Origin of the sequence: Pseudomonas sp. MEJ086 (assembly GCF_030209025.1) — a bacterium.
In the GTDB taxonomy this organism is placed as follows: Bacteria; Pseudomonadota; Gammaproteobacteria; order Pseudomonadales; family Pseudomonadaceae; genus Aquipseudomonas; species Aquipseudomonas fulva_A.
This window is the reverse complement of record NZ_JARVSV010000033.1, coordinates 1-21,547: the sequence shown is the minus strand read 5'-3', so window position 1 is coordinate 21,547 and position 21,547 is coordinate 1. Positions and strand designations below refer to the sequence as shown.

Genomic DNA, 21,547 nt, shown 5'->3' with positions numbered 1-21,547 from the left:
CTGACCTATCTGAATAATCGCAGGGAACGGCGGTTCTGCGATCCACTGTGGGAGCGGGCCATGCCCGCGATTTCGCGCGCATGGCGCGCTCCCACAGGTTGGTGCGCTGAAGGGCGGTCCGCCTGATGGATCAACATCGACCCTGCGCCCGCTGACCTGTCTGGAGAACCGCAGGGAACGGCCGTTCTGCAGTCCACTGTGGGAGCGGGCCATGCCCGCGATTTCGCGCGCATGGCGCGCTCCCACAGATACTGCGCCGAAGGGCAGCTCGCAGGATGGGTGAACATCCATCCTGCGCCCGCGAACCGGCCTGAAGAACCGCAGGGAACGGCGGCTCCGCGATCCACCGTGGGAGCGGGCCGCGCCCGCGATTTCGAGCGCATGGCGCGCTCCCACAGGCACTGCGCCGGCAGGTAGCGCTTACCCGACCTGCGCCCACGAATCCGCTTGGGCTGCCCCGAAATGGTGAGTTTCAGGATCGCCTGCTTCATCTTGGTTCGTATCCTGCGCCAGTCGCGCCGACCTGCAGTAGCCTGCCAAGCCCTTTACCATGGGCCTTCCCGGCTTTTTCAAGGCCTTGGCATGCAACCTGCTATCAAGCCTGTGCACCCATCATCGATGGGGCCGGTGAACAGGCCATGACCTGATACTCACCCCACATAACTGAATCCAAGGCAAAGACGCCTGAAGCTGACAACAGCTCCAGGCGTCTTTTTTTTGCGTTGCAGAAAACCGTGATACCGCAGCAGACAGAGGGCAGGCTATGAATTCCATCGTCACATCGATCAAGCGCGAGAACCTGATCGTCATCGGCAACGGCATGGTCGGCCACCACTGTGTGGAGCAGCTGATCGCCAGCGGCGCCCTGCATCGCTATCAGGTGCACGTGTATGGCGAAGAACGCCAGCGCGCCTACGACCGTGTGCACCTGTCCGAGTATTTCTCCGGCAAGGATGCCGAAGCCCTGGCCCTGGGCGAGCCTGATCTGTACGCCCGCAACGGCGTGCATCTGCACCTCGGCGAACAGGTGCTGGAGATCGACCGCGAGAACCGCGAAGTCGTCACCACCAACGGCCGTCGCGGCTACGACCGGCTGGTGCTGGCCACCGGTTCCTATCCGTTCGTGCCGCCGATTCCGGGCGCCGAGGGCAATTCGCGCCTGGTCTACCGCACCCTGGACGACCTCGACGGCATCCGCGCTGCCGCGGCCAGCGCCCGGCGTGGCGTGGTGGTGGGCGGCGGTCTGCTCGGTCTGGAGGCGGCCAATGCACTGAAGTCCCTTGGCCTGGAAGCTCATGTGGTGGAGTTCGCGCCACGCCTGATGCCGGTGCAGCTGGATAATGACGGTGGCGACGCATTGCGGGCGCGCATCGAGGCCCTGGGTGTGGGTGTGCATCTATCGCGCGCCACCCAGGAGATCGTCATCGGTGAGGAATACGCCTACCGCATGAAGTTCAATGATGGCGAATTCCTTGAGACCGACCTGATCGTGTTTTCCGCCGGTATTCGTCCGCAGGACGCCCTGGGCCGTGCCGCCGGGCTCGACATCGCGACCCGCGGGGGCGTGGTGGTCGACAACGACTGCCGCACCAGCGACCCGGCGATTTTCGCCATCGGCGAATGCGCGTCCTGGAATGGTATGGTCTTCGGCCTGGTCGCGCCGGGCTATTCGATGGCCCGCAATGTCGCCGCACAGCTGGCTGGCGCGCCCCACGAACTATTCACCGGCGCCGACATGTCGACCAAGCTCAAGCTGCTTGGCGTCGACGTCGGCTCCATCGGCGATGCTCACGCCGCCACGCCGGGGGCCAAGAGCTACCGCTACATCGACGAAGCCAATGCCAGCTACCGCCGTCTGGTGGTCTCGCCGGATGGTCAGCACGTCATCGGCGCCGTGCTGGTCGGCGACAACAGCTACTACGACACCCTGCTGCAGTACGCCCAGAACGGCATCAAGCTGCCGGCCGATCCGTCCAGCCTGATTCTGCCGCTGTCCGAAGGCGCGCCGACCCTGGGCGCCGATGCGCTGCCGGATACCGCGACCATTTGCTCCTGCCACAACGTCAGCAAGGGCGCGGTGTGCTGCCAGGTCGACGCCGGCATCACCGACCTCGGCGAGCTGAAGGCCATCACCAAGGCCGGCAGCGGTTGCGGTGGTTGCAGCGCCTTGCTCAAACAGGTCTTCGAGCATGAGCTGAGCGCCCGCGGCGTGGCGGTGGACAAGAGCCTCTGCGAACACTTCGCCCATACCCGCCAGGAGCTGTACGCCATCGTCCGGGTGGAAGGCGTGCTCAGTTTCGAAGAACTGCTGGCCAAGCATGGCCGCGGCCACACCGGCTGCGATATCTGCAAGCCAGCGGTCGGCTCGATTCTCGCGTCCTGCTGGAACCAGCCGATCACCGACCCGCTGATGATCCCGCTGCAGGACACCAACGACACCTTCATGGCCAACATGCAGAAGAACGGCACCTACTCTGTGGTGCCGCGTATTCCCGGTGGCGAGATCACCCCGGACGGGTTGATCGCCATCGGCGCCGTGGCGAAGAAATACGACCTCTACACCAAGATCACCGGCGGGCAGCGCATCGACCTGTTCGGCGCTCAACTGCACGAGCTGCCGGAAATCTGGAGCGAGCTGATCGCCGCCGGCTTCGAGACCGGGCATGCCTACGGCAAGTCGCTGCGTACCGTGAAGTCCTGCGTGGGCAGCACCTGGTGCCGCTATGGCGTGCAGGACAGCGTCGGCATGGCGCTGCGCCTGGAGGATCGCTACAAGGGCCTGCGCTCGCCGCACAAGATCAAGTTCGCGGTCAGCGGCTGCACCCGTGAGTGCGCCGAAGCGCAGAGCAAGGACATCGGCGTGATCGCCACCGACAAGGGCTGGAACCTCTACGTGTGCGGCAACGGCGGCATGCGCCCGCGGCACGCCGAGCTGTTCGCCACCGACCTGGATGACGAAGCGCTGATCCGCACCATCGACCGCGTGCTGATGTTCTACGTGCGCACTGCCGACAAGCTGCAGCGCACCTCGGTATGGCGCGAATCGCTGGAAGGCGGCCTGGATTACCTCAAGGCGGTGATTCTCGACGACAGCCTGGGCCTTGGCGCCGAGCTGGAAGCGCAGATGCAGCTGGTGGTCGACCGTTATGAATGCGAATGGGCCGGTGCCCTCAAGGACCCGGAGAAGCTCAAGCGCTTCCGCACCTTCGTCAACGACAAGCGCGGCGATCCGGACATTCACTTCGTCAAGGAGCGTGGCCAGCGCCGACCCATGACCGCCAGCGAGTTACATCTGATTCCCGTTACCGAGGAGGTGCTCTGATGAGCCAGTCCAATGCCGTGCGCGCCCAATCGCTTCCCGCCACCGAATGGCAACCGCTGTGCAGCAGCCAGGATCTGGTCGCCAACTCCGGTGTGGTGGCCTGGCTCGAGGGTGACCAGATCGCCCTGTTCCATCTGCCCCACAGCGAGGCCGGCGAGCAACTGTTCGCGGTGGAAAACCGCGATCCGAAATCCGGCGCCAACGTCATCGGTCGCGGCCTGATCGGCCAGATCAAGGGTGACCTGGTGATCGCTTCGCCGCTCTACAAACAGCATTTCCGCCTGGTCGACGGCACCTGCCTCGAGTACCCGGAGCAGCGCCTGCGCGTATGGCCGGTGCGGCTCAATGGCGACACCGTGGAAATCGGCCTGGCGAGCTGAATGCTCGACGACTTACCGCGAAGGCCGGAGAAGAACGCCAAGCAGGCGCCCCGGCCCATTCGCCCCCTCATTCCTGTTTGCACACCTGAAAAGAGAGCATCTCCATGTCCTACCTGGTTCCTGCCGAATTCGTCACAAAGATGGTGGATGCCGGCGAGTCGAAGATCTTCATGTCGACCCGCGATACCCTGATCCGCGCCTTCATGGCCGGTGCGATTCTGGCCCTGGCGGCGGTGTTCGCCATCACCATCACTGTCCAGACTGGTTCGCCGCTGCTTGGCGCAGCGTTCTTCCCGGTCGGTTTCATCATGCTGTACCTGATGGGCTTCGACTTGCTCACCGGGGTATTCGTCCTCGCTCCGCTGGCGCTGCTCGACAAGCGCCCGGGGGTCACCGTCGGTGGCGTGCTGCGCAACTGGGGGCTGGTGTTCATCGGCAACTTCGCCGGAGCACTGACGGTCGCCGTGATGATGGCTTTCGTCTTCACCTATGGCTTCTCGACCAGCGCGGGTGAGATCGGCGAGAAGATTTCGCACATCGGCGAGTCACGCACTCTGGGCTACGCCGAGTTCGGCACGGCCGGCTGGCTGACCATTTTCCTGCGCGGCATGCTGTGCAACTGGATGGTGTCCATGGGTGTGGTCGGCGCGATGATCTCCACCACCGTCAGCGGCAAGACCATCGCCATGTGGATGCCGGTCATGCTGTTCTTCTACATGGGCTTCGAACACTCGGTGGTGAACATGTTTCTGTTCCCCTTCGGGATGATCATGGGCGGCGATTTCTCGGTGATGGACTACATGATCTGGAACGAAATCCCCACCGCACTGGGCAACCTGGTTGGCGGCCTGGCCTTCACCGGCCTGACCCTCTACACCACGCACGTCAAGACCGCACCCAAGCGCTCCTACAACTGAGTACCGTCGATGGCCGCTGCTGAAAACCTGCGCACGGGCAGGAAGAGCCAACTGCAGGTCAGCATCGGTCAGTGCTCGGACAAGGGCCGCAAGGCACGCAATCAGGACTTCCATGGCCTCTGCGTGCCCCATGAGCCGCAACTGAGCAGCAAAGGCATCGCCATCGCCCTGGCTGACGGCATCAGCAGCAGTGACGTCAGCCATATCGCCAGTGAAACGGCGGTGGCGGCGTTTCTCTCCGACTATCTCAGCACCAGCGAAGCCTGGTCCGTGAAGACCTCGGTGACTCGCGTGCTCAGCGCCACCAACGCCTGGCTGCACGCCCAGACGCGGCGCGGCCAGCATCGCTACGACATGGACCGCGGCTACGTGTGCACCTTCAGCGCTCTGGTGCTGAAGTCGACCACCGCGCACCTGTTCCATGTCGGCGATACCCGCATCTACCGCCTGCGCGACGGCTCCCTGGAGCCGCTTACCCGCGATCACCGCGTCTGGGTCGGCCAGGACAAGAGCTACCTGAGCCGTGCCCTGGGCATCCAGCCGCAATTGGAGATCGACTATCAGGCACTGGCGCTGGAGAGCGGCGACCTGTTCCTGCTGGCCACCGACGGCGTGTACGAGTTCGTCGATTCGCGCTTCATGATCGAGTGCATCGCCGCCGCCGCTGATGACCTGCAACGGGCCGCCCAGCATATCGTCGACCAGGCCCTGGCCAATGGCAGCGACGACAACCTGACCCTGCAACTGGTGCGCGTCGACAGCCTGCCGCGTGCCGAGGTCGATGAGTTGCAGCACAAGCTCGGCGAGCTGCCGTGCCCGCCGATTCTGGAAGCGCGCATGCCCTTCGACGGTTACCGCATCGTCCGCCCGCTGCACGCCAGCGCCCGCAGCCACGTGTACCTGGCCACCGATGAAGACAGCGCTGCCACCGTGGTGATCAAGACGCCCTCCCAGGACTTGCAGCACGACGCCGCTTACCTCGAGCGCTTTCTCATGGAGGAGTGGATCGCCCGGCGCATCGACAGCCCCCACGTGCTCAAGGCTTGTGCACCGACCCGCAAGCGCAATTTCCTGTATGGCGTCAGCGAGTTCATCGAGGGCCGGACCCTGGCGCAGTGGATGATCGATCACCCGAGCCCGGATCTGGAAACCGTGCGTAGCATCGTCGAGCAGATCGCCCGCGGCCTGCGTGCCTTCCACCGTCTGGAAATGCTGCATCAGGACCTGCGTCCCGCCAACCTGATGATCGATGCAACCGGTACGGTGAAGATCATCGATTTTGGCGCCACCCGGGTGGCAGGGCTGCAGGAGATCGCCAGCCGCCAGGCGGACGACCCGATACTCGGCACCGCGCAGTACAGCGCCCCTGAATACTGGCTCGGCGAGCCCGGCACGGTACGCTCGGACGTGTTTTCCCTGGCGGTGATCGCCTACCAGATGCTCACCGCTCGGCTGCCTTACGGGGCCAGCATGGCACGGGCGCGAACCCGCGCGGCCCAGGCGAGGTTGCGTTACGCACCGCTCGGCCAGGGGCGCGAGCTGCCGTCGTGGCTCGACGACGTGCTGCGCAAGGCCTGTCACCCGGACCCGCTGAAGCGCTATGCCGACCCGGACGAATTCGCCCACGCGCTGCGTCATCCCGGTCAGGCGTTGCTGCGCCGTGGCCGGGTACCGTTGCTGGAGCGCAATCCGCTGTTGTTCTGGCAGGTCAGTTGTTTGGCGCTGGCGTTGACGGTGGTGGTATTGCTGGCGCGCTAGCGGTTGCCAAGGGCGCTTTACTGCCGGGTGTTTCCGAGGGGTTGCATGGCTGGCCGGCACGTTGCACGAGCGCTTCGTATCGCGCTTCGCGTGAAAACCGTGCAGGCCCCGCCAGTGCACGGTTTCAGGGCGTAGATGGAAAGGTAACTTAATGAAATAATTTGTCGCAAATTGTCATATTTGTTCTCTCGGCAACAAGACAGAATGCGGCTTCTGTTCAGCCATAAAGTGCGTGATCGTGGACTATCTCCTGCAACTAGCTAGCGACCCAACTGCCTGGGTCGCCCTTGCCACTCTGGTGGTAATGGAAGTGGTACTCGGCATCGACAACCTGATCTTCATCTCCATCCTCACCAACAAGCTACCCGAGCATCAGCGTGAAAAAGCGCGGCGCTTGGGTATTGGTGCGGCGCTGGTTCTGCGTCTGGGCCTATTGGGCACCGTGGCGTGGATCGTCCAACTGGTGGAACCGGTGATCGAGCTGTTCGGCCAGGCGTTCTCCTGGAAGGACATCATCCTCATCGCCGGTGGCCTGTTCCTGCTCTGGAAGGCGACCAAGGAAATCCATCACTCCATGGACCCGGAGCCGGAAGGCGACATGTTCGTCGGCCGTACCGCTACCCTGGGTTTCAGCGCCGCCATCGTGCAGATCCTGCTGCTCGACCTGGTGTTCTCGGTCGACAGCATCATCACCGCCGTGGGCATGACGCCGCACGTGCCGATCATGGTCATCGCCGTGGTCGCCGCCGTTACCGTGATGCTGGTTGCTGCCAACCCGCTGGCGCGCTTCATCGCCAACAACCCGACCGTGGTGATGCTGGCCCTGGGCTTCCTCATCATGATCGGCATGACGCTGATCGCCGAAGGCTTCGGTGCTCACGTGCCGAAGGGCTACATCTACGCCGCGATGGCATTCTCCGCCATCATCGAAGGGCTCAACATGTTGTCTCGCCGGGCGCGCCGCAAGGCGGCTGCCGAGGCCAACAAGGCACCTTGACGCCGCGCACCTCCCCCTGCCACAGCGGGGGGAGGTGGCTGCATTTCTCCGCTCCACGCCACTTTCCCTCCCGGCAAAGACTGACCGTTCAGTCATATTTTGCTGGCACGGTGCCATCTTGCACGGCAGAATCTCCCCCATGACCAGTGAGTGGGCGAGCCGGCATGCCTGTTTTCGCCAAGCTGAAAGCCGTCCGAAACGCCCATCCGCTCCTGCAACTACACTCAATGCCATGACCAGAACCGATCCGCCTGGGGCCTAATCGTCCACGAGCGCAACGGTGCACTGGGGTGGCCTTCCAGTGAGCCGGGATAACAGGCTCCTTGATCGATCGAGTGACCTTTTCGCGCACGACTCCTCTGGCCCGACCCGCCGAGGATCGCGCTGTTACGGATTCTCAGGACCGCCACCATGCTCCCCACTCATCCCAATGCCGACGTGATGTATCGCCTGTTGGTGCAGAGCGTGGTGGACTACGCCATCTACATGCTCAGTCCCGAAGGCGTGGTAACCAACTGGAATGCTGGCGCCCAGCGCGCCAAGGGTTACCTGGCGGCGGAGATCGTCGGCCAACATTTCTCGGTGTTCTACGGCGAGGCGGAGCGCGCCGCTGGCGTGCCCGAACGTGGCCTGCAGCAGGCTCGCGACACCGGGCGTTTCGAGGCCCAGGGCTGGCGCCTGCGCAAGGACGGTACGTCGTTCTGGGCCCATGTGGTGATCGATGCCGTACACGATGACGATGGCCAACTGATCGGCTTCGCCAAGATCACCCGTGACTGCACCGAGCAGCGTCAGTTGCAGATCGAGCAGCGCGAGCAGGAGCGGCGTTTTCGCCTGCTGGTACAGGGCGTCACCGACTACGCCATCTACATGCTCGATCCCCAGGGCCATGTGGAAAACTGGAACGCCGGCGCCGAGCGTGCCAAGGGCTACAAGGCCGAAGAGATCGTCGGTCAGCACTTTTCGGTGTTCTATACCCCCGAGGACCGTGAGGCCGGCCTGCCCGCCAAGGGCCTGGAAACCGCTCGTAGCGAAGGGCGCTTCGAAGCCGAGGGCGTGCGCCTGCGCAAGGACGGTTCGCCGTTCTGGACCAGCGTGGTGATCGACGCCATCTACGATGACGACCGCCAACTGATCGGTTTCGCCAAGATCACCCGTGACATCACCGAGCGCCGCCAGAACGAACTGGAACTGCTCAAGGCCAAGGATCTGGCGGAGAGCTACAGCGAAGAGATGGCCTCGCTGTCCCGCTTCCTCGACTCGGTAATCTCCAACATTCCGGCCAGCGTCATCGTGCAGGACTCCACCAGCCGAGAAATCCTGCTGGCCAACCCGCGGGCGGAAAAGCTGTTCGGCTGCAGCACCAGCGAGATGCTCGGGCGCCGTGCGGAGCAGTGCCTGGCGCCGGCGATCGTCGATTACATCGCCGAGCAGACCGAGCAGTGCATCCGCAGTGGGGCCCCGCATCTTTCCGAGGATTGCCTGGACACCCAGCTGGGCCCGCGCATGCTGCGTACCCGTGTGCTGCAGAGCAGTGGCGTCGAGCAACAGAGCAGCTACCTGCTGATGATCGCCGAGGATGTCACCGACGAGCTCGCCGCCCACGCACAGATCCACCACATGGCCCACCACGACGCGCTGACCGGGCTGCCCAACCGCACGCTGTTCGGTGAGCGCCTCGACGAGGCGCTGCGTGAGGGGGAGGAAAAACAGCGACTGACCGCGGTGCTCTGCCTGGACCTGGACAACTTCAAGAACATCAACGACGCCCTCGGCCATGCCTTCGGTGACCGCCTGCTGCGCTCTCTGGGCCAACGTCTCAAGGGTGTGCTGCGCGAGCGCGACACCCTGGCGCGGCTGGGGGGTGACGAATTCGCGGTGGTGCTCAACGGCCTGGAGAGCGCCGAGGATGCCCAGCGCACCGCCAAACGGCTGATCGCCGCCGTGGCGCCCGTGTTCCTGATCGACGGCCACAGCTTCTCGGTCGGGGTGAGCATCGGCGTCGCCCTTTCGCCGGACGATCACCAGCAGGCCGATCAACTGATGCGCTACGCCGACCTGGCGCTCTACGAAGCCAAGCGTAACGGGCGCAACCGCTACGAATGCTTCCACCCGGAGCTGGATGTTGCCGCGCGGCGCCGTCGCACCATGGAGATGGACCTGCGCACGGCCCTGCACCTCGGGCAGTTGCAGCTTTACTACCAGCCCATCGTCGATAACGGCAGCAACCTGATATCCGGCTACGAAGCGTTGATGCGCTGGCAGCACCCGAGTAACGGTCTGGTCATGCCGATGGACTTCATCCCCATCGCCGAGGAAACCGGGCTGATCCACGACGTAGGCGCCCGCGCGCTCAACCTCGCCTGCCAGGAGGCGGCGAGCTGGTCAGGCAAGCAAACGGTGGCGGTCAATCTGTCGCCCGTGCAGTTCAAGAACGCCGATCTGGTCAAGGTCGTCGGTCTGGCCCTGGCCGACTCGGGGCTGGAGCCCGAGCGCCTGGAACTGGAGATCACCGAGTCGGTATTGCTGGAGAACAGCGAAGGCAACATCGACACCCTCAAGGCGCTCAAGGCACTTGGCGTGAACATTGCGCTCGACGACTTCGGTACCGGCTATTCTTCATTGGGCTACCTGCGATCCTTCTCCTTCGACCGGATCAAGATCGACAAGTCCTTCGTTCAGGACATGGGTGAGAGCCGCGAGTCGCTGTCCATCGTGCGGGCCATCACCGGCATGAGTGGCAGCCTGCTGATCAAGACGACCGCCGAGGGCGTGGAAACCGATGCACAGTTCGAGCAGTTGAAAGCGGAGGGCTGCTCGCACTTCCAGGGGTACCTGTTCGGCCGTCCGCAGCCGGCCAGCGAGCGCATCGAGGTGCTGGAATAGGGCAGGCGGGAGCCGGCCAGTGTGACGGGCGTCACCAATCTCCATGTTCGCCCGCCGGATGGCGATCTATCGCAGACCGGCAACACGTCAACGACGGGCGTATGAACTAGAATTCAACAATCGCTGGCGTCGGAATGTTGGCAGCCCTTGCTGCCTCCGCGCTCCAGTATTAACTCAGGTCGACCGGCAACGCCCATTCCGTTCTTCACGGCAGTGGCTACAGGGCTGGGGCGACCTTTTAGCGCGCACGAGGATATCGAGTTGATTAAACGTTGCATGGGAACGCTCCTGCTGGGTCTCAGCCTGATCAGCTTCGCCAGTTGGGCCGAAATGAAACCGCTGGAGGCGATGAACATGGCGGGTCTGCAGCGCAGTCTCGGCCAGATCATGGCCAAGGATTATTTGATGATCGGCTCCGACGTGAAGGTCGATGACGCCACCAAACAGCTCAACACCAGCATCGCGCTGTTCGAGGATCATCACGCCCAGCTCAAGGCTCATCCCACCAATGATGAAGTCCGCGCAGCCCTGGCCCAGGTCGAGGTGATCTGGACGGCCTATCGCGCCATGATCACCGCCACGCCGGACAAGGCCCAGGCCCCCGCCATGCTCGCCAAGGCCGAAGAGCTGGTGAAGCAGTGCCAGCACGTTACCGACCTGTTCGAGAAGCACAACGGCGACGCCGCCTCGCATTCGATCAACCGAAGTGGCTGGAACCGTGTGCTCACCCAGCGCACCGCGATGTTCTACATGGCGCGTGCCTGGGGGGTGCAGGCGCCCAATCTGGATGCCAACTTCGACGCCTCGGTGAAGGAATTCGACAGCATCATGAAGGAGCTGCAGGCCAACGGTGCGCCGAATGAAGCGATCGCCGCGGCGCTGCGCAAGACCGATGCGCGCTGGCAGTTCGCGACCAAGGCCTTTGCCTCCAAGGACTTCGTGCCGACCATCGTCGCCGTGAATGCCGAGTCGATGTTCCGCCAACTGAACGAAATGACCCGCCTCTACGCCGGCCTGCAGGGCGACCAGCTCTGACCCGGTGGTGCTCATCCCGCCCGGGATGAGCATCCGCTCGTACCTCGACCCGCTACGCCCTCAGAACGAATCGATGATTCGCCCCAGCGTCGCCATGGCCTGCTCGCTCTGCGTGCTCCACGGGTGGCCGTGGTTGAGCCGAGCACAATGGCCGAAGCCGCGGGTTGCCGAGAAGATCGGCCCCGGCGCCAGGCTGATGCCCTGGGCCAACGCCAGCCGGAACAGCTGCAGCGCATCCACCCGTTCGGCGAATTCGAACCACAGAAAATAGCCACCGCTCGGCCGGGTTACCCGTGTGTCCGCCGGAAAGTGCCGCGCTGCCGAGGCCAGCATCGATGCCTGCTGGGTTTCCAGCTGATGGCGCAGCTTGCGCAGGTGACGGTCGTAGCCGCCGTGCTGCAGGTAGTCGGCGAGGGCCGCCTGTGCAGGTACCGAGGGTGAGATGGTGGTCATCAGCTTGAGCCGCGCGATGCGCTGGGCATAGCGGCCACCGGCGACCCAACCGACCCGGTAACCCGGCGCCAGGCATTTGGAAAACGAGCCGCAATGCATCACCAGGCCCTCGCGGTCGAAGCTTTTTACCGGCTTGGGCGGCTGGGTGCCGTAGTACAGCTCGGCATACACGTCGTCTTCGATCAGTGGCACCTGATGGCGTTGCAGCAGCGCGTAGAGACCGCGTTTCTTGTCGTCGCTCATGCTCGCGCCGAGTGGGTTCTGCAGGCTGCTCATGAACCAGCAGGCCTTGATCGGCAGCTGCTCCAGGCTGCTCGCCAGGCTGTCCAGGTCGATGCCTTCGCGTGGATGCACGGGAATTTCCACCGCCTTGAGCTTGAGTCGCTCCAGCACCTGCAGGGTGGCGTAGAACGCCGGGCTCTCGATAGCCACCAGATCGCCCGGCTCGGTCACCGACTGCAGGCACAGGTTGAGTGCCTCCATGGCGCCGGTGGTGATCACCAGCTCTTCCAGCGGCAGCCGCACGCCGCTGACCATGTAGCGCAGAGCGATCTGCCGGCGCAGGTCCGGGTTGCCCTCGGTCATGTCAGCGATCACCGCGTGGCTGGGCATGTCGCGCACGCTCTGCGCCATGGAGCGGGCCAGGCGCGGCAGCGGGAACAGGTCCGGGCTGGGAAAGGCCGAGCCGAAGGGCACGGTGTGCGGGTCCTTCAGCGAACCCAGCACCGAGAACACCAGTTCGCTGACATCGACATCGGTGGTCTGCGCCGTGCCCGCGCGCACTTCCGGCTCGTGCAGCGGGCGCCGGGCGTGCTCGCGGACGAAGTAGCCGGAGCGCGCCCGAGCGTGGATAAGCCCTCGGTCTTCGAGCAGGTAGTAGGCCTGGAACACGGTCGAAGGGCTTACCCCGTAGGTGCGGCTGGCGTGGCGCACCGAAGGCACCTTTTCGCCAGGCGCGAGCACGCCGGTGCGGATCAGCCCGGCTATTTCATCGGCGAATTTCTCGTAGCGTTTCATGCTGTCCTGACTTGGCGGTTGGGAGGCGGGCAGCGCCGCTGTTCGTCATCGTGTGGGCGCGGAGGGTGGCTCGCCGACGATTTTGGTAACAGATCCAAAAAGCTCCATAAAATACGGATCAGGCCTGAGGGGCCTATGCCATGTGGGTTTTTCAGGATACAAAAGGTAGCAGTTTCTGCTTCTGATATGGTTTTTTCAGTTTTATCTGCGTCTGTTTCGAAATGCGCCTCTTGTCCATAGTGCTGGCCTGTATGCCGTGTGTGGCGGCAATGAGGGCCTTGCATGTATCACTACGACGAGTACGACCACGCGCTGGTGCGCGAGCGCGTTGCGCAGTTTCGCGATCAGGTGCAGCGGCGTCTCAGCGGCGAGCTCAGCGAAGAGGAGTTTCTCCCGCTGCGCCTGCAGAACGGTCTGTACATGCAAAAGCATGCCTACATGCTGCGCGTGGCGATTCCCTACGGCACCCTGTCGGCGCGGCAATTGCGCACCCTGGCGACCATCGCGCGGGATCACGACCGCGATTACGGGCACTTCACCACACGGCAGAACATCCAGTTCAACTGGATCGAGCTGGAGCAGGTGCCGGATATCCTCGAGCGCCTGGCCGAGGTGGAGATGCACGCCATCCAGACCTCGGGCAACTGCGTGCGCAACATCACCACCGAAGCCTTCGCCGGGGTGGCGGCCGACGAGTTGCTCGACCCCCGCCCGCTGGCCGAGATCCTGCGCCAGTGGTCGACGGTCAACCCGGAATTCCTGTTCCTGCCGCGCAAGTTCAAGATCGCCCTGTGCGCGGCCGAACAGGATCGCGCCGCGGTGCCCATGCACGACGTCGGCCTGTACCTGTATCGCGATGCGGCCGGTGAGCTGCTGGTACGGGTGCTGGTCGGCGGCGGCCTGGGGCGTACGCCGATCCTCGGCCAGGTCATTCGTGACGGTCTGCCGTGGCGGCATCTCTTGTCCTACGTCGAGGCGATCCTGCGCGTGTACAACCGCCATGGTCGGCGCGACAACAAGTACAAGGCGCGCATCAAGATTCTGGTCAAGGCGCTGGGCATCGACGCCTTCGCCAGGGAAGTCGAAGCCGAATGGCAGCACATCAAGGACGGCCCCGCCGAGCTGACCGCCGCCGAGTATCAGCGCGTCGCCGCAGCCTTCGCGCCGCCAGCCTATGCTGCGCTTTCCCATGCCGACCTGGACTTCGGCACCGCCCTGGTCGCCGATGCCGCCTTCGCCCGCTGGGTGTCGCGTAACGTGCAGCCCCACAAGGTGCAGGGCTACGCCAGCGTGGTGCTGTCCACCAAGCCGGGTGCCAGCCTGCCGCCAGGCGACGTGACCGCCGGGCAGATGGACGCCGTTGCCGAGCTGGCCGAGCGCTACGGCTTCGGTGAGGTTCGCGTGGCCCACGAACAGAATCTGGTGCTGCCCGATGTGCGCAAGGCCGACCTGCACGCACTCTGGCAGCGGGCCGTGAGCATTGGCCTGGGCAGCGCCAATATCGGTCTGCTCAGCGACGTGATCGCTTGCCCGGGCGGGGATTACTGTTCCCTGGCCAACGCCAAGTCGATTCCCATCGCCCAGGCCATCCAGCAACGTTTCGAAGATGCCGAAGCACTGCACGCGCTCGGCGACATCAGCCTGAACATTTCCGGCTGCATGAATGCCTGCGGCCACCACCACATCGGCAATATCGGCATCCTCGGCGTCGACAAGAATGGCAGCGAGTGGTACCAGGTGACCATCGGCGGCGCCCAGGGCAAGGCCAGTGCGCTGGGCAAGGTGATCGGCCCGTCGTTCAGCGCCGCCGAAGTGCCGGACGTGATCGAGCGTCTGGTCGAGACCTTCGATGAGCAGCGCGAAGGCGACGAACGCTTCATCGACACCGTGCAGCGTGTCGGCATCGAGCCCTTCAAGGCGCGGGTCTACCGCAAGGCGGGGGAGCCGGCATGAACAACCTGATCACCCTGCGCGATGGTGCGGCACAGGTCGTCACCGACGATCCCTGGATGCTTTTGCGCAGAGACGATGCGCCCGCAGAAAGCCCGCTGATTCTGCCCCTGATGCGCTGGCGCGAACGGCAGAGCGAGGCCGTGCTGCAGGCCACCGAGGCCAGCCGCGACGGCCTGTGCCTGAGCCCCGATGACGACCCCGTCGAGCTGCAGCCCTGGCTCGCCGTGCTGCCGCTGATCGCCATCGATTTCCCCAGCTTTCGCGACGGCCGCGGCTACAGCCAGGCGTACCTGTTGCGCACCCGCCTGGGCTGGCGTGGCGAACTGCGCGCGGTGGGTGACGTACTGCGTGACCAGCTCAGCCATATGCGCCAGTGCGGCTTCGACAGCTTTGCCGTACGCGAAGACAAATCCGTGCACGACGCCCTCAAGGGCCTCGCCGGCATGAGCGTGCAGTACGGCCGCTCGGCCATCGAGCCAAGGCCGCTGTTCAGACGCCGCTCTGCCACCTGATTCCCACTGACCCAAGGAGCCCGTGCGCCGCCAGCCGGCGCCGATTCGACACATGCTCGGAAAACTGACCCTCGACGCGATACCCCTGCACGAGCCCATCCTCGTCGTCACCATGATCGCCGTGGCGCTCGGCGGCCTGGGCCTGTTCGCTGCGCTGACCTACTTCAGGAAGTGGGGCTGGCTGTGGCGCGACTGGCTGACCTCGGTCGACCACAAGAAGATCGGCGTGATGTACATTCTCGTCGCCCTGATCATGCTGCTGCGCGGCTTCGCCGACGCCATCATGATGCGCACCCAGCTGGCCGTGGCCACGGGTGGTGACGGCGGCTACCTGCCGCCCCATCACTACGACCAGATCTTCACCGCCCATGGCGTGATCATGATCTTCTTCGTCGCCACGCCATTGGTGGTCGGCCTGATGAACATCGTCACGCCGCTGCAGATCGGCGCCCGCGACGTCGCCTATCCGCTGCTCAACTCCCTGAGTTTCTGGCTGTTCGTCGGCGGCGTGCTGCTGACCAACATCTCGTTGTTCGTCGGTGAATTCGCCATGACCGGCTGGGTGGCCTATCCGCCGCTCTCGGGCATCGAGTACAGCCCCGGGGTCGGGGTCGACTACTACATCTGGAGTTTGCAGCTCTCCGGTCTGGGCACGCTGCTGACCGGGGTCAACTTCCTGGTCACCATCCTCAAGATGCGCGCGCCGGGCATGACCCTGTTCAAGATGCCGATCTTCACCTGGACGATCTTCTGCACCAGCGTGATCATCGTCGCCGCCTTCCCGATCCTCACCGCCGCCCTGGCGATGCTGACCCTGGACCGCTATCTGGACTTCCACCTGTTCACCAGCACCGGCGGCGGCAGCCCGATGATGTACGTGAACCTGGTCTGGGCCTGGGGCCACCCGGAGGTGTACATCCTCATCCTGCCGGCCTTCGGGGTGTTTTCCGAAGTGACCGCGGTGTTCGCCCGCAAGCGCCTGTTCGGGTATGCCTCGATGGTCTGGGCGACCATCGCCATCACCTTCCTGTCGTTCGTGGTCTGGCTGCACCACTTCTTCACCATGGGCTCGGGGGCCAGCGTCAACGCCTTCTTCGGCATCGCCACGATGATCATCGCCATCCCGACCGGGGTGAAGATCTTCACCTGGCTGTTCACCATGTACCGCGGCCGCCTGGAATTCACCACGCCGATCCTGTGGACCCTGGGCTTCATCGTCACCTTCTCCATCGGCGGCATGACCGGCGTGCTGCTGGCGGTGCCGGGCGCCGACTTCCTGCTGCACAACAGCCTGTTCCTGGTCGCCCATTTCCATAACGTGATCATTGGCGGCGCCGTGTTCGGCTACATGGCCGGCATCACCTTCTGGTTCCCGAAAGTGTTCGGCTTCAGGCTCCACGAAGGTTGGGGCAAGGCATCGTTCTGGTTCTGGTTGACCGGCTTCTACCTGGCGTTCATGCCGCTCTACATCCTGGGCTTCATGGGCATGACCCGGCGCCTCAACAGCACCACCAACCCGGAATGGGAGCCCTACCTGAACGTGGCCGTGGTCGGCGCCGTGCTGATCGGCCTGGGCATCGCCTGCACGCTGATCCAGTTCGCCGTATCGATTATCAAGCGCAAGGAACTGGCCGACCACACCGGCGACCCCTGGAATGCCCGTACCCTGGAATGGTCGACCTCGTCACCACCACCGTTCTACAACTTCGCGGTCACCCCGCGTGGCGACCGCATCGACGAATTCCACGAGATGAAACGCGACGGTCTCAAGCCCGCGCCGACCACCTTCCGGCCCATCCATATGCCGCGCAACACCGGCATCGGCCTGATCGCCGCAGCCTTCATGACCCTGATGTGCTTCGCCTTGATCTGGCACATCTGGTGGCTGGTGGGCGCCAGCTTCGTGGCCAGCATCGCCTGCTTCATCGTGCGCAGTTACGACGAAGACACCGACTACTACGTGCAACCCGACGAGATCGCGCGGATCGAGGCGGCGGGGCGGGGGTGACGCGCAGGCAGCAGCACTGACTCAGCGATGGCAACGCATGAGGGCGAATTCTGAATTCGCCCTCGACCTAGGCCCCATCGCTCCATGCCCCCAGCGTTGACTCCGGGCAGACAGTGCGCTTTATCATGACCCCCCGCACACAACCTCCGGAGGTTCGGATGGCGCTCGTACTCCGACCAGGCCGCATCACCGACATTCCTCTGGTTTATCGCGGAGAGGAGGCCTACATCCGGACTTGGGAGCCAGCCCATGAAGATGCCTGGCGGCTTCAGATGGAGCGGCATCTCACCAGTTGGGTGGAGAACATCGACCGCCTCACGGTCGCCGAGGTGGACGGCATGTTCGCTGGCTATTCGTTGTGGATGCCGGAGCAGGACCATGCCGAGCTCTGCACGATCAGCGTCAGCGATGCTTACCGACGAAACGGTATCGGCCGGGCACTGCTCAAGGCGTATATGGCTTCGGCAGCGGCGCAGGGGTTCACCCGGTTGGGCCTGCATGTGCGCCCAGACAACCCCGCAGTGATCCTGTACGAGCACGCGGGCTTCGTTCATGCCGGAGCCAGCGCTCAGGGCTACCTTCGCTATCAGCGGTCGTGTTAATCGGGCCTCGACGTATTCGCGGAAATCGAGAGCTACTACTCAAGAATGGCAACTCATCGCCTTTGCGATGAATTGCCATTTACAAATCTAACTCGTTTACATAGTCTCGCGCGGTTTTTGCCGATGTCATCCCGATATCGGTGCATGCCCAGCGTGAGCTTGATCGTTCCGGTACGGATAGCAGACCGGATGCGGCGATGCCTGCCCGGACGAATCCGTCTGCTTGCACATCCCGCACGTGTTTCAGGGAAGAGAGCGGTGACGCCCGAAGCGCTATTGTCGGAGCCTCTCATGTCCCATAACAAAACCTCTCGTCAGCAGGATGCCGGTGCCAGTGCTTCGTGCATGAATCTCTGCTCCCTCGCGCTGGCCGTGCGCCTCGTGGCTGCCGGTGCGCTGCTCGGCGCTCCCCTCGTGCATGCCCAACAGGCCGAGCAGGGCGCACCACTGGAGCTCGGTGCGACCGCCATCACTGATACCGTCACTCCCGCTGATGATGCCGTGACCGAAGGTACCCAGTCCTACACCAGCCGTGCTGCGCGTACCGCCACACCGCTGAACATGTCGCTGCGTGAAACGCCGCAGTCGGTCGGCGTGGTGACTCAGCAGCGCATACAGGATCAGAACCTGCAGACCATCACTGACGTGGTCAATAACACCACTGGCATCTCCATGAACCGCTACGAGACGGATCGCGGCCAGATCAACGCCCGCGGCTTCGAACTCAACTCGCTGATGATCGACGGCGTACCCACCATCTGGGATCAAGCTTGGAGTTCGGGGGAGATCTTCAGCAGCCTGGCCATGTATGACCGCGTTGAAGTGGTGCGTGGCGCCAACGGCCTGATGACTGGGGTCGGTGATCCTTCCGCCTCGCTGAACATGGTGCGCAAACGTGCCAACAGCCGCGAACTCACTGGTTCGGTCGAAGCCAGTGGTGGCTCCTGGGATACTTACGGCACCAAGGGCGACATTTCCATGCCGCTCAACGAGTCTGGCACCGTGCGTGCTCGCCTGGTAGGGGAGCTCAATGATGGCGATAGCTGGATCGACATGAAGTCGAGCAGGCGTGAAACCCTCTACGGCACCATGGATATCGACCTGACTCCCGACACCACGCTGTGGTTCGGCTTGAGCCACCAGACAACCGATAACAAGTCGCCGATGTGGGGCGGCCTGCCCGTCTGGTATGCGGATGGTACGCGTACCAACTGGAGCCGCTCCAAGACCTCATCCGCAGGTTGGAGTCGTTGGGAAACCACGTACGACACCTACTTCATCAATCTGGATCACACCTTCGCCAACGATTGGCAGGTCAACCTCAGCTATAACCGCGGTGAGCGCAAGTCCGAATCCAAGCTTCTCTACGTGTCCGGTAACCCCGTCATGGGGGGCGGTACACCGGCACTCTCGACGTTCCCGGGTTGGTACAAGCCGGAGACCGTCCAGGATGACTACAGCATCCGCTTCAATGGCCCCGTCTCTCTGTTCGGGCGCGACCATGAATTGGCCTTTGGCTATATCAACAGCCAGCAGGACTTCGATGTCGATTACCACGCTCCGGTAACCGGCTTTGAAGGTATTGCCAACTTCGATTCCTACAAAGGTGGTTTTCCTGAGCCTACCTGGGCGCCTCTGGCAAGTTATGGCTACAGCGACGTAGAACAGAAATCCCTGTTTGCGGCGACCCGGCTGAATCTGACCGACGATCTCAAGCTGATTCTCGGGGCGCGTGATACCAGCTACAAGAAAACCAGCGACGATATCTTCTCGGAAGTGAGCAAGATCGACGCCCGTCATGAACTTACGCCCTACGCCGGTGCGGTTTATGACCTGACCGAAAACCTCTCTGCTTACGTCAGCTATACCGAGATTTTCCTGCCGCAATCCGAGCGTGGCAGCGACCTGAAAGTGCTGGAACCGATCGTCGGTGAAAGCTACGAAACAGGGTTGAAGGCCGAGTTTCTCGATGGTCGATTGAACACCTCTGCCGCCATCTTCAGAATCAAGCAGGACAATCTGGCTCAAAGCACCGGTACTCTTCTCACTGGCGGAATGCCCGGCGAGTTCGCTTATGAGGGGACTGATGTCACCAGCGAGGGCTTCGAACTGGAGGTCTCCGGCGAACTGGCCGAAGGTTGGAATGCAACCGTCGGCTACACCCAGTTCAAGGTCAGGGACGCTAATGGTGATGCCGCCAATACCCTCTTCCCGACCAAGCTGCTGCGTACCTTCACCACCTACCGGCTGCCCGGCGTGTTCAACAAGCTGACCATCGGCGGTGGGGTGAACTGGCAGGACTCCAGCTATACCGATGCGCTGAACCCACAGGGTGTAAACGAGCGAATCAACATCGACTCTTACGCGCTGGTCAACCTGATGGCGCGCTACGACATCACCGACAACCTGTCGGCGCAGCTGAATGCGGACAACGTGACCGACGAGAAGTACTTTGACGTGTTCGACGCATTTGGCTCGCTCACCTACGGCGCTCCACGCAGCCTGACCGCATCGGCCAAGTACCGCTTCTGATGCGTTTCACTCCGCGACCTGCACGGTCGCGGAGTTCTCTTCTCGTCGGCCGTTCGGCCCATCGCTGATGCACGCTTCGTGCAACGCCTCGCAAGCCTCAGCCGAGGCCTGAAGGCATCGGCATGCTCATTTGCGCCCTCGATTGGCGATTGCTAGGGTAATCACTCTCATGGAAGGGAGTGTTCGTTATGAAAGGGATGTCATTCGTGCCGTTATCGCTAATCGCATTGGGTTCGGCTGCCGCAGGTGCGGCGACCGAGCAGGTTTCCATTCACGCGCTACCTCAGGGCGAGATCGCCTACCTGTATGAAAGCGTGGGCGGGGCTGGCGCTAGAGAGCGCGCCGCGATGATCGACTTCATCGTCACTCAGGCAAGGCAGCCGAAGAGCACGATGGTTGCGGATGCGGACCTGAAGAGTCGGCTCAGCGAAATCTCGGAACTGCAGGCACGCTCGAAGGCGCGCGAGCCATCAGCGCCTGCCGGCCGCGCCGAACCTTCTCCGCCGCCTGCGCAAATCGCCCCTTCGGCCTTCGTGAAGTGCACGCTCCAGAACCCTGGTATGGGCGTTCTGCATACCAGCAAAAAGGAAGTGATAAGCGCGTATTACTACAGCTGCCCGGACGGCGATGTTTTCATCCGTGCCCTGTCGTTGTCGCGCACCCAGCACCGCACCATCAAGGAGCTCTCGAACGTCAAGGTAGGCGATGCCTACGGCTATCTGTACGAATCGAGAGACGACAAGGGCAACGTGTTCACGCGGCTTACCTGGGCGACGAGCGACACGCACTTCCTGGTCGACAAGGCCGGCCGTTCTTCGGACGTACACGATTGGCTGGTCGATTATGCACAGGCCACGGTCAGGTAATTTCCCGCTTATGACTGGTCGCTGAATACCGCTGCCAAGGGGGCGACCACTACGACCGCGGCTCGTAGGCTCCAGCCCCCCACAAGCATGAAAATTCCGACCTGTAGGAGCCCGCTTGCGGGCGATACGACGGTGGCCTTCCCGCTGAATCTGCGTTGGCCCAATGATTCGCCCGCAAGCGGGCTCCTACGGTGGTGGTGGCGTTTACAACATGGATGCTCGACACCCGCGAAATAGGCGCGTCGACCCGCGACTCCTACAAAAGCATGAAGATTCCGACCTGTAGGAGCCCGCTTGCGGGCGATACGA

At 63.2% G+C, this 21,547-nt stretch carries 14 protein-coding genes; 13 read left to right on the top strand and 1 reads right to left on the bottom strand.

What is annotated here, in order from left to right:
* The first annotated feature begins 763 nt into the window (after nt 1-763).
* The 7 genes from nirB (at nt 764) to QRN22_RS20725 (ending at nt 11,295) form a co-directional block, all read left to right on the top strand.
* A complete protein-coding gene (gene nirB / locus QRN22_RS20755) occupies nt 764-3,322 on the top strand; it encodes a nitrite reductase large subunit NirB (RefSeq protein WP_042556800.1) in 2,559 nt (852 codons plus the stop codon).
* Entirely contained in the window at nt 3,322-3,702 is a 381-nt protein-coding gene (gene nirD, locus QRN22_RS20750; protein ID WP_042556801.1) for a nitrite reductase small subunit NirD, read from the top strand. Before nirB ends, nirD begins: the two co-directional genes overlap by 1 nt.
* Nucleotides 3,703-3,806: 104 nt before the next feature.
* Entirely contained in the window at nt 3,807-4,619 is an 813-nt protein-coding gene (locus tag QRN22_RS20745; protein ID WP_042556802.1) for a formate/nitrite transporter family protein, read from the top strand.
* A 9-nt stretch (nt 4,620-4,628) separates the two neighbouring features.
* Complete coding sequence (locus QRN22_RS20740; protein WP_042556803.1) at nt 4,629-6,377, top strand: bifunctional protein-serine/threonine kinase/phosphatase; 1,749 nt, start codon at nt 4,629-4,631, stop codon at nt 6,375-6,377.
* A gap of 238 nt (nt 6,378-6,615) precedes the next feature.
* Nucleotides 6,616-7,374 (top strand): TerC family protein, encoded by a 759-nt coding sequence (locus QRN22_RS20735; protein WP_082045938.1) that lies wholly within the window; start codon nt 6,616-6,618, stop codon nt 7,372-7,374.
* 411 nt (nt 7,375-7,785) lie between these two features.
* Nucleotides 7,786-10,260 carry a sensor domain-containing protein gene (locus tag QRN22_RS20730; RefSeq protein WP_082045937.1) on the top strand — a complete coding sequence of 825 codons (2,475 nt, stop codon included), beginning with the start codon at nt 7,786-7,788 and terminating at the stop codon, nt 10,258-10,260.
* Nucleotides 10,261-10,536: 276 nt separating this feature from the next.
* Nucleotides 10,537-11,295 (top strand): type IV pili methyl-accepting chemotaxis transducer N-terminal domain-containing protein, encoded by a 759-nt coding sequence (locus QRN22_RS20725; RefSeq protein ID WP_231570255.1) that lies wholly within the window; start codon nt 10,537-10,539, stop codon nt 11,293-11,295.
* A gap of 60 nt (nt 11,296-11,355) precedes the next feature.
* On the opposite strand, the gene mapR is transcribed toward QRN22_RS20725, so the two are convergent.
* On the bottom strand, nt 11,356-12,765 hold the full coding sequence (mapR, locus tag QRN22_RS20720; protein WP_042556805.1) for a GntR family transcriptional regulator MpaR: 1,410 nt from the start codon (nt 12,763-12,765) through the stop codon (nt 11,356-11,358).
* Between the two features lie 282 nt (nt 12,766-13,047).
* Here mapR and nirA point away from each other — a divergent pair, with 282 nt between their 5' ends.
* The 6 genes from nirA to QRN22_RS20690 all read left to right on the top strand — a co-directional run bounded on the left by nirA (nt 13,048) and on the right by QRN22_RS20690 (nt 21,238).
* A complete protein-coding gene (nirA, locus tag QRN22_RS20715) occupies nt 13,048-14,718 on the top strand; it encodes a nitrite reductase NirA (protein ID WP_042556806.1) in 1,671 nt (556 codons plus the stop codon).
* On the top strand, nt 14,715-15,230 hold the full coding sequence (locus tag QRN22_RS20710) for a DUF934 domain-containing protein (RefSeq protein WP_042556807.1): 516 nt from the start codon (nt 14,715-14,717) through the stop codon (nt 15,228-15,230). Before nirA ends, QRN22_RS20710 begins: the two co-directional genes overlap by 4 nt.
* 52 nt (nt 15,231-15,282) lie before the next feature.
* Nucleotides 15,283-17,238, top strand: a complete 1,956-nt coding sequence (gene cyoB, locus QRN22_RS20705) for a cytochrome o ubiquinol oxidase subunit I (protein ID WP_042556808.1) — start codon at nt 15,283-15,285, stop codon at nt 17,236-17,238.
* A gap of 158 nt (nt 17,239-17,396) precedes the next feature.
* On the top strand, nt 17,397-17,840 hold the full coding sequence (locus QRN22_RS20700; RefSeq protein ID WP_042556809.1) for a GNAT family N-acetyltransferase: 444 nt from the start codon (nt 17,397-17,399) through the stop codon (nt 17,838-17,840).
* A gap of 291 nt (nt 17,841-18,131) precedes the next feature.
* Nucleotides 18,132-20,372, top strand: coding sequence for a TonB-dependent siderophore receptor (locus QRN22_RS20695; RefSeq protein WP_042556810.1), 2,241 nt, complete (start codon nt 18,132-18,134; stop codon nt 20,370-20,372).
* A 179-nt stretch (nt 20,373-20,551) separates the two neighbouring features.
* Nucleotides 20,552-21,238 carry a hypothetical protein gene (locus tag QRN22_RS20690; RefSeq protein ID WP_156152824.1) on the top strand — a complete coding sequence of 229 codons (687 nt, stop codon included), beginning with the start codon at nt 20,552-20,554 and terminating at the stop codon, nt 21,236-21,238.
* Nucleotides 21,239-21,547: the final 309 nt, after the last annotated feature.